15 protein-coding genes are annotated in these 15,125 nt (G+C 35.2%); 8 read left to right on the forward strand and 7 right to left on the reverse strand.

Annotation, left to right across the window (positions count from 1 at the left end; all coding sequences use genetic code 11):
• Positions 1-42: 42 nt before the first annotated feature.
• A complete protein-coding gene (locus AC3CH7_RS15540; protein ID WP_036166190.1) occupies positions 43-996 on the reverse strand; it encodes a bile acid:sodium symporter family protein in 954 nt (317 codons plus the stop codon).
• 217 nt (positions 997-1,213) lie between these two features.
• Between AC3CH7_RS15540 and AC3CH7_RS15545 the strand changes: the two genes are divergently transcribed.
• The gene (locus tag AC3CH7_RS15545; RefSeq protein WP_012294160.1) at positions 1,214-1,642 is read left to right on the forward strand and encodes a HEAT repeat domain-containing protein; all 429 of its coding nucleotides are present in this window, start codon (positions 1,214-1,216) and stop codon (positions 1,640-1,642) included.
• 367 nt (positions 1,643-2,009) lie between these two features.
• On the opposite strand, the gene AC3CH7_RS15550 is transcribed toward AC3CH7_RS15545, so the two are convergent.
• From AC3CH7_RS15550 to AC3CH7_RS15560, 3 genes are all read right to left on the reverse strand, one after another.
• Complete coding sequence (locus AC3CH7_RS15550) at positions 2,010-2,225, reverse strand: hypothetical protein (RefSeq protein ID WP_031419946.1); 216 nt, start codon at positions 2,223-2,225, stop codon at positions 2,010-2,012.
• A 393-nt stretch (positions 2,226-2,618) separates the two neighbouring features.
• A complete protein-coding gene (locus AC3CH7_RS15555) occupies positions 2,619-2,813 on the reverse strand; it encodes a hypothetical protein (protein WP_031419947.1) in 195 nt (64 codons plus the stop codon).
• 387 nt (positions 2,814-3,200) lie between these two features.
• Complete coding sequence (locus tag AC3CH7_RS15560; protein ID WP_426389811.1) at positions 3,201-3,653, reverse strand: CBO0543 family protein; 453 nt, start codon at positions 3,651-3,653, stop codon at positions 3,201-3,203.
• 150 nt (positions 3,654-3,803) lie between these two features.
• Between AC3CH7_RS15560 and AC3CH7_RS15565 the strand changes: the two genes are divergently transcribed.
• Positions 3,804-4,058, forward strand: coding sequence for a hypothetical protein (locus AC3CH7_RS15565; RefSeq protein ID WP_031419952.1), 255 nt, complete (start codon positions 3,804-3,806; stop codon positions 4,056-4,058).
• Positions 4,059-4,360: 302 nt separating this feature from the next.
• Positions 4,361-6,133 carry an oleate hydratase gene (locus AC3CH7_RS15570; protein WP_488381502.1) on the forward strand — a complete coding sequence of 591 codons (1,773 nt, stop codon included), beginning with the start codon at positions 4,361-4,363 and terminating at the stop codon, positions 6,131-6,133.
• Between the two features lie 370 nt (positions 6,134-6,503).
• On the opposite strand, the gene AC3CH7_RS15575 is transcribed toward AC3CH7_RS15570, so the two are convergent.
• The gene (locus AC3CH7_RS15575) at positions 6,504-6,965 is read right to left on the reverse strand and encodes a GNAT family N-acetyltransferase (protein WP_036161441.1); all 462 of its coding nucleotides are present in this window, start codon (positions 6,963-6,965) and stop codon (positions 6,504-6,506) included.
• Between the two features lie 78 nt (positions 6,966-7,043).
• Here AC3CH7_RS15575 and AC3CH7_RS15580 point away from each other — a divergent pair, with 78 nt between their 5' ends.
• Positions 7,044-7,439, forward strand: a complete 396-nt coding sequence (locus AC3CH7_RS15580) for a pyrimidine dimer DNA glycosylase/endonuclease V (protein WP_031419957.1) — start codon at positions 7,044-7,046, stop codon at positions 7,437-7,439.
• A gap of 20 nt (positions 7,440-7,459) precedes the next feature.
• Positions 7,460-8,080 carry an HAD family hydrolase gene (locus AC3CH7_RS15585; protein ID WP_031419959.1) on the forward strand — a complete coding sequence of 207 codons (621 nt, stop codon included), beginning with the start codon at positions 7,460-7,462 and terminating at the stop codon, positions 8,078-8,080.
• Positions 8,081-8,118: 38 nt separating this feature from the next.
• Here AC3CH7_RS15585 and AC3CH7_RS15590 read toward each other — a convergent pair whose 3' ends face one another.
• A complete protein-coding gene (locus tag AC3CH7_RS15590; RefSeq protein ID WP_488381501.1) occupies positions 8,119-8,589 on the reverse strand; it encodes a DinB family protein in 471 nt (156 codons plus the stop codon).
• 956 nt (positions 8,590-9,545) lie between these two features.
• Between AC3CH7_RS15590 and AC3CH7_RS15595 the strand changes: the two genes are divergently transcribed.
• Together AC3CH7_RS15595 and AC3CH7_RS15600 are read left to right on the forward strand one after the other, a co-directional pair.
• Positions 9,546-10,241 carry a hypothetical protein gene (locus AC3CH7_RS15595; protein ID WP_012294169.1) on the forward strand — a complete coding sequence of 232 codons (696 nt, stop codon included), beginning with the start codon at positions 9,546-9,548 and terminating at the stop codon, positions 10,239-10,241.
• Positions 10,242-10,250: 9 nt separating this feature from the next.
• On the forward strand, positions 10,251-10,448 hold the full coding sequence (locus AC3CH7_RS15600) for a hypothetical protein (RefSeq protein ID WP_012294170.1): 198 nt from the start codon (positions 10,251-10,253) through the stop codon (positions 10,446-10,448).
• An 893-nt stretch (positions 10,449-11,341) separates the two neighbouring features.
• Here the strand turns inward: AC3CH7_RS15600 and AC3CH7_RS15605 are convergent.
• A complete protein-coding gene (locus AC3CH7_RS15605; RefSeq protein ID WP_012294171.1) occupies positions 11,342-11,506 on the reverse strand; it encodes a YjcZ family sporulation protein in 165 nt (54 codons plus the stop codon).
• A 376-nt stretch (positions 11,507-11,882) separates the two neighbouring features.
• Here AC3CH7_RS15605 and AC3CH7_RS15610 point away from each other — a divergent pair, with 376 nt between their 5' ends.
• Positions 11,883-15,101 carry a collagenase gene (locus AC3CH7_RS15610; protein ID WP_447402860.1) on the forward strand — a complete coding sequence of 1,073 codons (3,219 nt, stop codon included), beginning with the start codon at positions 11,883-11,885 and terminating at the stop codon, positions 15,099-15,101.
• The last annotated feature ends 24 nt before the right edge of the window (positions 15,102-15,125 follow it).

Below are 15,125 nucleotides of genomic sequence, written 5' to 3' on the forward strand. Positions count from 1 at the left end.
CAGAAATAACTGTAATCATGTCCTTTTTCATGAAAACACCACCTAATTTGAAACTTCATCCATCAAAGTGGTTCTTTTTATCACCAGTTTACTAAAAATTGATGCAAGCACTTGCTGAAATAACATGCCAAACACGACAGGCATTGCTACTTTACCCGGGAAGTATGTAGTAGCAACAATGACCCCAACGGCAATATTTCTCATACCGCCAGTATAAACAAAGGTAGCCATATGTGAATAGTCTTTTAGCAAATAGCGACCTATGTAAAAGGCGAAAACATAGCCGGATACAGCAATTAAAAACACTAATAATATCACGAACAATAGGTGTAGATTAAAATCCTTCAAGTATGGAGCGATCGCACTGCTATTAATTAAAATGACAGTAAATAAACATAGCTTTGAAAAAGGTGCAAGCTTCTTTCCAATTTTCTTGGGTATTTCTCCCTTTGACCATTCATTCACCAATATACCGACAATCGTCGGCAAGACAATCATTAAAACTAAGTTAAATACAAGCGATAGAACGTCTAATTCAATTTTTTCACCCGACACAAAGAAGAGAATGAAAGGGAGAATGAATGGAGAAAGTAGCGTATCGATTAAAATTATGGATAAGCCTAATGGTAAGTTTCCTTTGCAAATATTGATCCAGATAACACTTGTAACCCCTGTTGGAAGTGCAACCGCTAAAACAAAGCCGACCGTTAATAAATGGTCGTCAAAGATCACAGTGGATAAGAAATACGCCCATAACGGCATGAATAGGTGAAGAAAAATAATGGAGAAGATAATAAGTCCTGGATGCTTCATAAAGATTTTTACATCTTTAAATTTCATATGTAAGCTTCCTGAGAATGTCATGAATGCAAATAGCCAGGACACGAGGAATAATAAATTTTGTCCCCAGCTTTCAACTAATACACCTAAAATTAAACTTAATGGTGTCAAGATGGCAATGTATTTTTGGAGAAATACATTTAATTTTTCTAACATCAAAAGACCTTCTTTTTCATCTGATTTTATACCTTAATTATAATAATAACAGGAAGAATAGGGGGATAGGCAAATAAAAAAGCAGAAGGTTCGATAGCATCCGGTCTAATAGGCTTACCAGTGATTTATCGCTATTTTCACCAAGACAACGTATAATAAGTGAAGCAGAAGAAAAAGAATTTATTTTTCCTCTAGTCAAAAAAAGAGGTGCAATTACTTGAAACAGTTTGAAACAGCATTACCTGAGCAGTATGAAACATTAAAAAAACAGGCCAATTATACATCTAGCTGGCGAGAGCGTTTAGACGCAGTCGAAAAGTTATCGGCTTATCAACATGACAAAATCATAGATTTATTATTAAATCGTATGCAGCATGATACTGTCTACAAGGTGCAGGTAGCAGCCTATGAAGCACTTGTGGCGCTTGGCGAGGACGTAGAGAAACCATCACCTGCACGTTTTGATATTATCAAGGGAACAGACAAAATTTTCCTGCGGGTTAAAAAAAGCTTGCCGAAGGACCATACAGTGGCAGACTTTGCAGATAAACTAAAACGTATGCGTTTAGATGTCTTTGATGCGTATGAAGGCGACAAAGGTGTACAATTTATGAACTGGTTAGAGGAACGTTGGGCAAAACTGTAATCAATTGTATACCGATTTATGAAGGAAAGTTATTCTCTCCCAATGTAGAGAGAATGGCTTTTTCTTAGCTAAAGCTGCGGTTCAACAAATAATAAAATGTATTACTTTTTTACTTTGCATCAGGGAACGACGCATACTTTACATAACGATCTTTAATTAACCGGCACTTTTTACGAAATAAGGAAAGCATCAGATGTCAGCTATGTATATATAGCTAAAAGAGCACCAACATTGACTTATTCCTGCCTTTTAGTGTGTTTCCAAGCTTTCGTGTGGGAACGTTTATTGAATTTATAATCTATAAAGTATTTATTAATCAAGAATAGTCATTGCAGTAATACATCAGAAAATGAATACAAAACATTAGTTATCCACGATAATGATGAAAACACCAAATAACAAGAAACATACTCACTATCCCCCAAGCAGTGGAACTCCATAGCCACCAAATTACGGATTTAGCTTTGAATGAATTTTCCTCGTTTATAAAAGCAACCTTACTTTCCATCCCTTTTTTCATGGAAGTGAGAACAATAAATCCAATTATTATGAAGCCAATAGTTATCCAAAGTAATAGGTCCATTTTTACACGCCCTTTATAATTGAAAGTCACTCCAATTTATTATAGTAATTAGATTCTACAAGGAAAACAATAAACCTTGTGATCATTCAAGTGCAATTTAGTATTTAAAATACCCTGTGAAAATAATAGATAAACACATGCTGAAACTTAAAGTTCCAAAAGCTATGTTTGGAATCTTTTCTTTCAATCTGACCTGATTGTAGATGAATAGATTTTGCACATCAACAAAGGATTTTTAATCAAACTTTATTGATCAATTTGCTTGTCTCATTTGCATCATTTCATAGTTTCTTTATTGATTATTTGATATTTGTCTCCATTATAGTAAAACAGCCCCTTCAAAATGAAAGGGGCTGTTCGTGGGGGCTGAAATTACCCTCAAGTCCAAGGGATTTATCGAATTTTGACTTGTCTTTTATCAGTTTCCTTCGAAAAAGGAATCCGTACAATACCAACGATCAATAAAATATTACCTGTCCATCTTAGCCAGACATAATAGGGATGATCCTTTAACAGAAACAGTGAGGTTAGTATAATAATCATCCCAATCCCAATGAGCAATTTTATATAAATGGGTATTTTCGACATTTCCTTCCTCCTTTTAAAATAATGTACTTATCATCAATCTATAATGTTGCTAAGTACTTAAAAGACTAGAAGTGGGTAACGATAATTGCTATTGATCCAAAGATAAGGATGCCCATATTTAGCATACTAATCATTGAATAGTTTCAATATATTATAAAATTTATGTTTACTAAACCTTCCTAATAACTTATGTAAGTCATGTAAAACATATGAAGGGTCACTTTGGTTAGAAGTGACCCTAAGTAACAAATCAGGAGGTTGTTAAACTAGTTTAGCTTAACTATTACTATATATATGATGAGTTCACTTCGTATATCTAGTTGATGGCCTCTTCAGTAGAAATTAAAACTATATTGAAGAAAAATTATTTTTTTAGCAAAAAAATAGTTATCGGAGGACTCGTATTTTCAGTAAAAATCTATAATACCCATACAAACATAAATAAGGGAGCAAATAGGAGAAAAAGGTAAAATAAATATTCCATCCGTTTTGGTAGATGACCCTTTCAAAGAAAACAAATATCCCTTCTAAAAAAGTGGTGAGCAAAGTCATTAAAAATAGAACCAAAAAAGGTTTGTTCGTTTTTTTTATGAAATAGATACAGTAGCAGGATAAGACAGGGTATATGCCAACATCAAAAGGGAGTGAAGCGAAACTTTTTTGTTCGGGAAAAGGTAGCACCTCCCAAAAATCGAAATAAAAGCCGAGAGCATTCATGAGATAAGCAACGACACTAAAAAATGGAGCCACTAAAAAAAGCAATATTTTTTCTTTTTTGTATAGATGCATGAGACAAATCATCCAAGGAATGAGAAAAACTAAAAATAAATGTAAAATCATCTTTTACCCTTTCATTACTAACTAATCTAATCTTTATTAGTATTACTGCAGAACCGTAGAAACATACAGATGTTGGTGATGTGGAATATAACAATACGTCAAAAATATTTTAATTGATGTGGACAATAATGAGGACGGGAGTTGAATAAAGTGAGTGGAATTGATAAACGTAATCGATTAAGCGAGGAGCCATTTACGTATGAAATTACGAAAAAAGGGACTGTCGCTATTTATTACGAGGGGAAACAAATTAAAGTGGTTAAGGAAAACGAGGCAGAGCGTCTTTTAGCAAAAATCCATGAAGCGGAACAACAGACAATAGAAGTTCAATTATTATTAGCGAAAATGACGGGCAATTTTAAAAGAGGGAATGAAAAATTAGGGAAACAAAAAAGAAAGGTTTAGCTATGGAGAATCAAAATTTATGTGATGAATGATTTTTCGGTATAATATTTATGCAATTTATACATCCAATTATTGTATTTCATTTTCCTTTTTAAGGCATTGAGCTAGGTGCGGATCGTGATTTTTTATACCTCATCATCCACTTATAAAAATACAAATGATTGTTATGTCCAATTATAGGGGACTTCTAATGGCGTGCTTTCTTTTGAATTTGAATATTTTGTTAATCATTCGCTCATTTTACCATTTCTGTGGAAATACGTGTTATTCTATATTGGAATAATAAATAGGGAGGCGTTAATATGTATTACAGCAATGGTAACTATGAAGCTTTCGCACGTCCTAAAAAACCTGAGGGGGTAGATGAAAAATCTGCTTATCTAATTGGTTCGGGTCTAGCCTCGCTGTCAGCAGCATGTTTTTTAATTCGGGATGGCCAAATGAAAGGTGAGAACATTCATATTCTTGAAGAGTTAGATATTTCAGGAGGTAGTCTGGATGGCATACTTAATCCGACGAGAGGGTTTATTATTCGCGGTGGTCGAGAAATGGAGGACCATTTTGAATGCTTATGGGATTTATTCCGTTCCATTCCTTCATTAGAGGTAGACAATGCTTCTGTTTTAGATGAATTTTATTGGTTAAACAAAGAAGACCCCAATTATTCAAAATGCCGATTAATAAAAAATAGAGGTCAAAGACTTGAAGATGATGGCAAGTTTACCTTATCGGATCAGTCATCTGAGGAAATGATTAAATTATTCTTTACGCCTGAGGAAAAGCTAGAGGATAAAAAAATCACAGATGTTTTCTCTGAAGAATTTTTTGAATCGAACTTTTGGCTATATTGGTCTACGATGTTTGCATTTGAAAAATGGCATTCAGCTATGGAAATGCGCCGTTATATTATGCGTTTCATTCACCACATTGGTGGACTACCAGACCTATCAGCATTGAAATTTACGAAATATAACCAATATGAATCATTAGTATTACCGATGATAAAATATTTAGAAAGCCATGATGTTGATTTTCAATATAATACGGTAGTAGAGAATGTTTTGGTCGATAAAGTGGGCGACAAAAAAGTAGCTCATACGTTAGTTTTAAGAAAAAATGGCGTGAAAAAGAATATTGAGCTAACAGAAAATGAATTGGTGTTTGTGACAAATGGTAGTATCACGGAGAGTACAACATACGGAGATAACTATACACCAGCCCCTATCAATAAAGATTTAGGTGGAAGCTGGTCACTGTGGAAAAACATGGCTGCCCAAGATACAGACTTTGGACGACCAGAAAAGTTCTGTGATCATCTTCCAGAAGAAAGCTGGTTTGTTTCCGCCACTCTAACGACATTAGATGATCGTGTGGCTCCCTATATTGAGAAAATTAGTAAAAGGGACCCTTATGCAGGTAAAGTAGTGACTGGAGGCATTGTCACAGCTACAGATTCTAATTGGATGCTAAGCTATACGTTAAACCGACAACCTCACTTTAAACAACAACCAAAAGACCAATTAGTCGTTTGGATTTATGGTTTACTATCAAATAAACCAGGTGATTTTATTAAAAAAAGTATTACGGAATGTACTGGTATTGAGATAGCACAAGAGTGGTTATACCATATGGGTGTACCGGTTGATGAAATTCCTGACATCGCCCAAAATTCTTGTAATACTATTCCGTGCTATATGCCTTATATCACCTCTTATTTCATGCCAAGAGCCATGGGGGATCGTCCACTAGTTGTACCAGAAGGCTCTGCTAATTTAGCCTTCATTGGTAACTTTAGTGAAACAGCAAGAGATACGGTTTTTACAACTGAATATTCAGTAAGAACTGCGATGGAGGCAGTCTATCAACTATTAAATATTGATCGTGGAGTTCCAGAAGTATTTGCATCTTCTTTTGATGTTCGCACTTTATTAGCTTCAACTGCTCGCTTATTAGATGGCAAACAATTAACAGATATTGATGCCCAATTTATCTTAAAACAAATTGGTAAATTAGGTATTCACAAAACAAAAGATACGATTATTTATGACTTATTGAAAGAAAGTAAATTAATATAGACATGGGTAATTAGCGGAATCAGCTTACTCAATAGACAAAGCCCTTAAAGGGACTTTGTCTATTTTTATGACGAACATAAATCTTCATCCTAGAAAGAATGAACGGAATGTAATGAAACTATTAAATTTAGTCTATCGTAGCGAGCGGATACCGAATCAATCGAATTACGTTTCTCAGCAGATTTTATTAACGAAGAAATAATCAATGGGTAATAGGTTCTTTGAGCGAAAATATGTATGAGCCGCTGCCATAAAACGAAATAAACATCAAAATGTCGCCCCTATATAGGCGACTTTTTGATGCTATTCATTTGAAGATTGGAGCGCAAACATTTTTATAAAATTGCTCTATAGCGAGGGAGAAACTATACTATAATTCAAAGCGCATCGTATGGTTTATATCCTTAAACCCAAGTTTTTCATATAAGGCTATAGCTCCTTTATTTCCAGACAGAACGTTCAACTCCAAGTAATTTAATTTGCGAGTATCAGCCCATTTCTTCGCTTCTAACAGTAAGGCAGACCCGATTCCTTTACTTTGGTATCGCTTTCCAACAATGACATCAATAATAAAGGCGTAAGTGTATTCGACCATGCATGTATAGCGAGGAGTCGTCATCTCCTTTATTAATAAAAATCCTAGGATTTCATGATCTTTTTCAGCGATTAAAATATCCGAATCATCCTCGATAATGGTATATCGAATAAAATTAACATCTTGTTTAGCAGGTCTGATATATTTAGGTTGTAGAATAGACATTTCTAAAAAGAGCTCTTGGTATAACACCTCGATCTGTGGAATGGCATCAAGTGTGGCAATTTTTATTTCCATCGTCATATACCTCCATTTATGTTTTACTAATATGGAATATTTTACATGATTGGATGAATAATAGAAAGGGGAGAGAGCATGAGATTATGGCATGTGGATGTAATAGGCTTCCTACCAAAAGGGCAGCTACTTTCACAATGGCGAGAATTAAACAGTATATTTGCCAAGGAAGATAAGCATATACTCATTAATTATATTTATGAATATCCTAAAGACGACTTGTTTATTTATACGGAAATGGTCATTGCTGAAATGAAGAAGCGTGGCTATCAAATTAGAGCCTATGAAAAAATGAATAAATACTTTGAGGATTTAGGGCCTGTCGAGGCAAAAACACCTTTTAAGCAACATCATAATAGGGAATATCTTGAAATTTGTTATTATAATTTAAAAGAGAAATTTATTCGCGGTCAGAAAGATTATGATGAGGACATGTATCAACAATTATGTATGTTTGTAAATAGCAATCATTGATAGGGAAGGTGGGGTTGGCCATGCTACAGGCTATTATTTTTGATGTAGATGGGACGATGTTGGATACAGAAAAAGCGATTTTACAGTCGCTGCAAAGGACATTGCGTGAGGAAACGCAAAAAGAATATGCTTGTGAGGAATTACGATTTGCCCTAGGTATTCCAGGGAAGGACACATTACAGCGTTTAAACGTTGAGGATATAGAGGCGGTTCATCAAAAGTGGTCTGCAGCTGTTCTTGATTTTTCTCATGAGGTTTCCGTCTTCCCTAATCTGGAAGCGGTCATCCAATCCTTAGCAAGTAAACCATTAGAGCTCGGCATTGTTACATCGAAAACTAGACAAGAAGTAATAGATGAATTTGATCCGTTTGGGTTAAGTGAATATTTCACCCAAATTATTAGTGCCAGTGATACGGAGCAACATAAACCCCACCCAGAGCCTCTTTTAAAATGTCTGGAATTATTGCAGATAGCCCCTGAAAATGCTATCTATATAGGGGATTCCATATATGATCTACAATGCGCAAAAGAAGCAGGAGCGAAATTTGCCCTTGCCCTGTGGGGTGCCAAAACGACTGAGGGGTATGAAGAGGCGGATTATGTGTTACAGGAACCGTCGGATATCCTGACCCTTATATAGAAAGAAGGTGTATCCATTATGTGATACACCTTCGACTATTAATCCCAAATTTTCGGTATCGTCACTTTCGCTGTTCGCAAATAATCCAGTAATTGCCCCGTATGAACGGACTCATGATAGGCAATCCTCAGCAACATATCGCCTAAATTTCTTATGTATCCTACATCTGAGCGGTCAATTTGAATACTTGTTAAATCCTCATCTGTGAATGATTGAACTGTTTCGATAAATTCAAGTCTATAGGGCGCTGTCGTTAATAATTCTGCTTCAACAGTGGAGTATGCTTGGTTTTCAAAGGGTGAGTCATAATCAGTTAGACTACCTTTATTTTTAATTGCTAGATGGTAATAATGCTCACTTTCAAGAACATGTCTTACCATTTCGATGCAAGACATAGCCTCATTGTCGGGCTTCCAAAGTAATTTTTCTTGGGGGATCGACGTCCAAAGTTTTATACTACGTCTACGTACTTCTTCAAAATTTAATACTAGTACATCAATTGAATTCATATTCTTCCTCCATTCGCTAGTATAATAAAATTATACACGAATGTACGTTCTTCTGGGGAGCTATTTCTATCAGCTTAGCGTATGATTCTTTAATTGTTTATATAAAAAATCATAAATTTGGCTTGTGCTTTTTTCTTCACTATTTGTATAACACGTCTATTATGTTAAAGATACTTTCTGACGTGGTGATTCGCAAAAAATAATTCTTGGTACCGATCATCTTGGTACATTTCCTCAAACCAATCATTCTGTAGTAGTCTTTCCAAATTGCGATCGAATTTTCTTGTATGTAAAGTCGTAGAACCATTCAATGCATTGGCTAAAATTGCTAACAAATTGGGTGTTCAGGAGATACAATCCTTTTTGACACTTGCTGCTGTACGAGAGAAGTGCAACGGTATCTCCCAATTTTGGTTGGGTTCTTTATCGCAGTACATTCTTCGTCAGTTTCGATTATATGCGAAACTGGATGGGGTGACGATTTTTACTTTACTGTTGAAAAAGGTTACCAACGTGCAGTTGTGAAAATTAACTTAGATGCACGATTTATTGAAGATAGGTTAACTTACCGTGAAATATTAGAAATTAAAGACAAAAACTTTATATCAGCATATAAAGAATTTTTTTATAAATGAAATTTTATTAGTCGTGTAGGGTAGTTATCAATAACTTATAAAAAGTAAAAGAGGCATGCAAAAATCATTTATCAAGTGAATTTTAGAATTTTTACTTCGCGAAGTTAAATATGCCTTCCTAAATCAAAAAATGTTGGACCGATTGTATCCTGGTCTACCATTTTTTTCTTTTTGTCCCAACATCTTTAAGGATTGAGAGTAGCAACAGATAATTCTTTTTAAGATTAAATGTAAAAAATTTCATTTTATAGAAGGGATATTCCAATTTAGTGTTGAATTAATAAAGTGTGTAATAAAATACCAAAAATAGGAGGTTTTATTATGTCGAAGGCGAAAAAAATAATTTTGCCAGTATTAATGATCTTTACTATTTTTTGTTTAGGTTTTTCTCCAGCTCAAGATATGTCTGTGCAAGCTAAGGATTCTCCGAGTGTTGTTGTAGTTTCTGGCAAACTTGCTAAGGAACTGGTAAATTCGACGCTCCGAGCAGTCAAGGAGGGTGAAGTTGAGAATGTAGCTCCTGTGTCTGCTTTTGATTTGGAAGGTTCGAGTGTGTACACTGTTGGGGGTGGAGTTACGGTTGTTACAGTTCCTTTGCATGGGGATTATAGCCTTCCTAGTAATATAACAGTATTCTTCGATGAGGATAATACTGTATTACAAACAAATGAAATGTTGGTTACCAAGAATGATTTAGGAAACTTCCGAGTTGAGACGTATTTGGATGGATCACTTAGTAATTCTGTGGATACTGAGCTTGCATATATTACAGATGAAGAGATGCTTGCAGAGGAGCCAGTTATGGAAGCGATGGGTGTAGGAGCAGTGGCGAGTTGTCTTGGTGCAGTACTTGGTATTGGTGCTACGGCGGCATATATTATTGCAGTTGCGTGTGGTGGTTCGTGTGCAACACCGACACCAGTGACTGCTGCGATATGTGCTGCATGTATTGGTGCATATGCAGTTATTGGTGCCGGTGGTATTGCCGGAGCGGTAGCTTGTTTCAATTACCTGTGAGGTGAATAGATGCATAAGGTTTTGGCAATCTCGATTTTGGGAATGGGTATAACTGGGGCCGTTTTAATCATCTCGGTCGCATTGTTATTCAAATCTCCAATTGGAAATGTGGTACTGATGGTTACAGCTGCTTCAACAATAGCATTCATTATATTCGCTGTTGCAGCTTTAGTATTTCGTCGGCGATTAGATGCAAATAGAGAGTAATATATTTATTAAATTAATAACGAGAATAAAAGGGGTTGGGAAAAAACAATCTCTACTTAAAAAGCCTGTGAATTTTTACGAAGAGTAAAAATTCACAGGCTTTAAATTTATATCTGAAGAGATTTAGTTTTATATATCGAAGAAGGAAATAAAGAACAAAAGCAATGAAAATCAATAATAAATTAAACACTAATCACAAGATAATATTAGGAGTGCATGTATTCGTTCAAAAACAAAAAACCTACTATATTTACAACTGATTATGTTCATTTTTTTTAGTTATGGCAGACAATATTATTATGCTTACTTTCAATGTTAATAATGATTAACCAAATGAATGAAGTAGACCGTTCTTATCTCTCGTATTCAATGACCGAAAAATGGGAAGGGCACACCCCTCGGAAGTGCCCCACAGTAACAAATCAGGAGATGCCTTGTTAAACGACTTTCGCTTAACATTACTATTTATATGATTGGATAACTTGGTTTTGTAGACCCTTGTACCGACCCTTAAAAAAATCTATTTATAATTATAGGCTATATGAAGAGATAAACCAGGTACCCATTATTTATGAGTACCTGGTTTATTGTATGAATGAGGATGAAATTGTCTATGTAAAAAATGGATGCCTATAAAAATGCTGCTGACACCGATGATTCTTAATAATACGTTTTGGAGAAATTGCCTATCGCCTACTGTGATAACGATAAACATAAGGCCCATTGTTAATAATGCAGAGCCAAAGATCCCTTTTATTACTCTCATAAAGATGTTCGGTTGATAATGTTGCAGAAATAATCGCTCCTTTCTGAAAAGTAAAAGGATCACTAGGCTGGTTTAAGTGACCCTTTCATTATATTGAAGGGATATTTCTAGGTGCTAAAGGGATGTATTAGTATCCACCACTCATAAAACTAGCGCCAACGATAATTAAAAGAATGAAAAGAACAACGATTAATACAAATGATGAACCGTTATAGCTGCCGCCATTGTCGCCGCCATAATAACAACCGCCACTGTTCATATTACCTACATTTCCGCCGTATCCGTATCCCATTGAAGATCCCTCCTTTCTACAACCTATAATATGTAGGAGGGGAGGATAGAGAAATGTTATTTACCCTATACTAGCTTATTTATTTTCAAGAATAGCATAAATAGAGGGAAATAAAAGAGGCTATTCTTTCAGCAAGTATGGTCGTCTCCCCCTAAAGGTACGTTCCTTCCGATAAAGAATCTGTCTATTGGGTTCTTTTTTTATAAAGAAACCGTCTAAATGTGTCTTAGTGTTCAAAATTCGAAAGAAAATATTCCTAAATATAACATTTTATGTTGATATTTTTACATAATATGTTATTTTTATAGAGGTAATATAGTACTAAAAATTAAATATATTACCAAAAAACCTGAATAGGACTATAGGAGGATATAACATGAAGAAAAAATTTACATTCAATCAGTTATTAATTGGGGTTAGTACAATGGCCATTTCGTTAGGTGGGTTACAGGCTGAAGCATCCGCAGCAGAAAAAACACCGTATAATGTATTACAAATGAAACCTATTGGCATAGAAATGCCGAAAGATGAAATGGTGCATTCCACTATGGCAGAGGAAACATTATCCTATGAAGAACGTTTGGAAATTGGAGATTTTTCACAACGCCCTGCTCCAACTTTAGAGCGCATGGATACACAGCAATTGCAAGAGCAGTACTCGATGGCAGAGCTAAATAAAATGAGCGATCGGGAGCTTATTCATACGCTTGGAAATATACGTTGGTTCCAAATTACAGACTTATTTCAATTCAATGATGACACAAAAGCCTTTTATCAAAATGAAGAGCGCATGCAAGTAATTATCAATGAGTTAGGGAATAGAGGAAGCTCTTTTACAAAAGATGATTCAAAGGGGATTGAAACATTTGTTGAGGTACTCCGTTCTGCTTTTTATGTAGCGTTTTATAATAATGAACTAGGTTATTTAAATGAGAGAAGTTTCCATGATAAGTGTTTACCAGCATTAAAAGCAATAGCCAATAATCCGAACTTTAAACTTGGTACAGATGAGCAGGATAAAGTAGTATCTTCTTATGGAAAATTAATAAGTAATGCTTCTAGTGATGTGGAAACCGTTCAATATGCTACGAAAATTTTAAAACAATATAACGACAATCTTTCTACATATGAAGCCGAAAATTCAAAAGGACAAGCTATTTACGATTTAATACAGGGTATTGATTATGATTTACAGTCGTACTTATATGATACTCGTAAAGAGGCTAATACAACGATGTGGTATGGAAAGATTGATGGCTTTATTGAGGAAGTTAATAACATTGCGCTTATACATAATGTGACGGATAACAATAGTTGGTTAATCAATAATGGCATTTATTATGCAGGGCGTTTAGGGCAGTTCCATAGTAAACCGGATAAAGGTTTAGAAGTTGTGACACAGGCGATGCATATGTATCCCTATTTAAGTGAAGCTTATTTTGTGGCAGTAGAGCAAATTACGACCAATTATGGTGGACGTGACTTACATGGTAATACGGTGGATTTACAAAAAGTACGTGAAGAAGGAAAAAAACAGTATCTACCGAAAACATATACATTTGATGATGGATCGATTGTATTCAAAACGGGAGATCAAGTAACGGAAGATAAAATTCAAAGATTATACTGGGCTGCAAAAGAGGTAAAAGCACAGTATCATCGTGTAATCGGGAATGATAAAGCACTGGAGCCTGGTAATGCTGACGATGTCTTAACAGTTGTCATTTATAACTCTCCCGATCAATATCGATTAAACCGTCAATTGTACGGATATGAAACAAACAATGGTGGTATTTATATTGAAGAGACTGGAACGTTCTTTACATATGAACGTACACCTGAGCAAAGCATTTATAGTTTGGAAGAGCTGTTCCGACATGAATATACGCACTTTTTACAAGGCAGATTTGAGGTGCCTGGTCTATTCGGGACAGGTGATATGTACCAAAATGAGCGATTAACATGGTTCCAGGAAGGAAATGCAGAGTTTTTTGCTGGGTCAACACGTACAAATGATGTTGTGCCACGTAAGAGCATAATTAGTGGGCTGTCACATGATCCGTCACAACGCTATACAGCTGAACAAACAATGTTTGCAAAATATGGTTCCTGGGAATTCTATAACTATTCATTTGCATTACAGTCTTATATGTATACTCATCAATTTGATATGTTTGATAGAATTCAAGATTTAATTCGCGCGAACGATGTGAAAAATTATGATGACTATCGTGAGTCGTTAAGTAAAGATTCACAGCTTAATATGGAATTCCAAGCGTATATGCAGCAATTGATCGATAACCAAGAAAAATATGAGGTGCCACAAGTAGCAGAGGATTATTTAATGCAGCATGAACCAAAAGCATTAAACGAGGTTCAGCAAGAAATTGTCGATATGGCACAATTGCAGGATGCAAAAATGACCAAGCATCAGTCTCAATTTTTTAATACATTTACACTCGAAGGGACATACGTAGGTAGTGCCACACAGGGTGAGTCTCAGGATTGGAAAACGATGAGTAAGCAAGTAAACCAAGTGCTGGACCAATTGTCTAAAAAAGAGTGGAGCGGCTATAAAACAATGACAGCGTATTTTGTCAATTATCGTGTAAATGCGGCTAACCAGTTTGAGTATGATGTGGTTTTCCACGGCGTTTCTACAGATGAAGGCGAAACGCAAGCACCAATTGTAAATATAAATGGTCCATATACAGGCATGACCCATGAAAATATTCAGTTTAAAAGTGATGGGACAAAAGATAAGGATGGAGAAATAGTTTCTTATCTTTGGAATTTTGGGGATGGCACAACAAGTGAAGTGGCAAACCCTACTCATGTATACGAAAAAGAAGGAACTTACAATGTGACATTAACAGTGAAAAATAATAAGGGACTAGCAAGTAAGGGGCAAACAATTGCAACTGTTCGAAAGGGAGGACAGACAGAGCAAGAACAAGCAACAATCATTCCATTTAATAAACCACTAAAAGGTAGTTTGATTGATAATGATACAAATGTCTATCAATTTGACATTACGTCTCCAGAAGAACTAGATATTTCTGTTGTAAATGAAAATCAAATTGGTATGACATGGGTGCTCTATCATGAATCTGATATGCAAAACTATGTAGCATATGGACAGGAAGATGGAGATACAATCAAAGGTAAGTTTAATGCGGAGCCAGGAAAGTATTATTTATATGTTTATAAATTTGATAATAAGAATGGGACATATACCGTTCAAGTACAAAATGATACAAAAGCTGAGATAGAACCAAACAATCGTCCAGAAGAAGCCACTATACTTCCATTTAATACACCATTAAAAGGTCGATTAATGGATGATGATCATACGGATGTTTACGAATTCAATGTTACATCTCCAAAAGAACTAGATATATCTGTTTTAAATGAAAACCGAATTGGTATGACATGGGTGCTTTATCATGAATCAGATAGTCAAAATTATGCATCTTTTGGACAGGAAGAGGGAAACATGATAAACGGTAAATTACATGCAGAGCCAGGAAAGTACTATTTATATGTTTATAAATTTGAGAATGAGAACGGAACATATACAGTACAAGTGCAGTAATGAAGGGAAGGAAATGCAAATAGT

It is taken from the genome of Lysinibacillus sp. F12 (assembly GCF_057773605.1).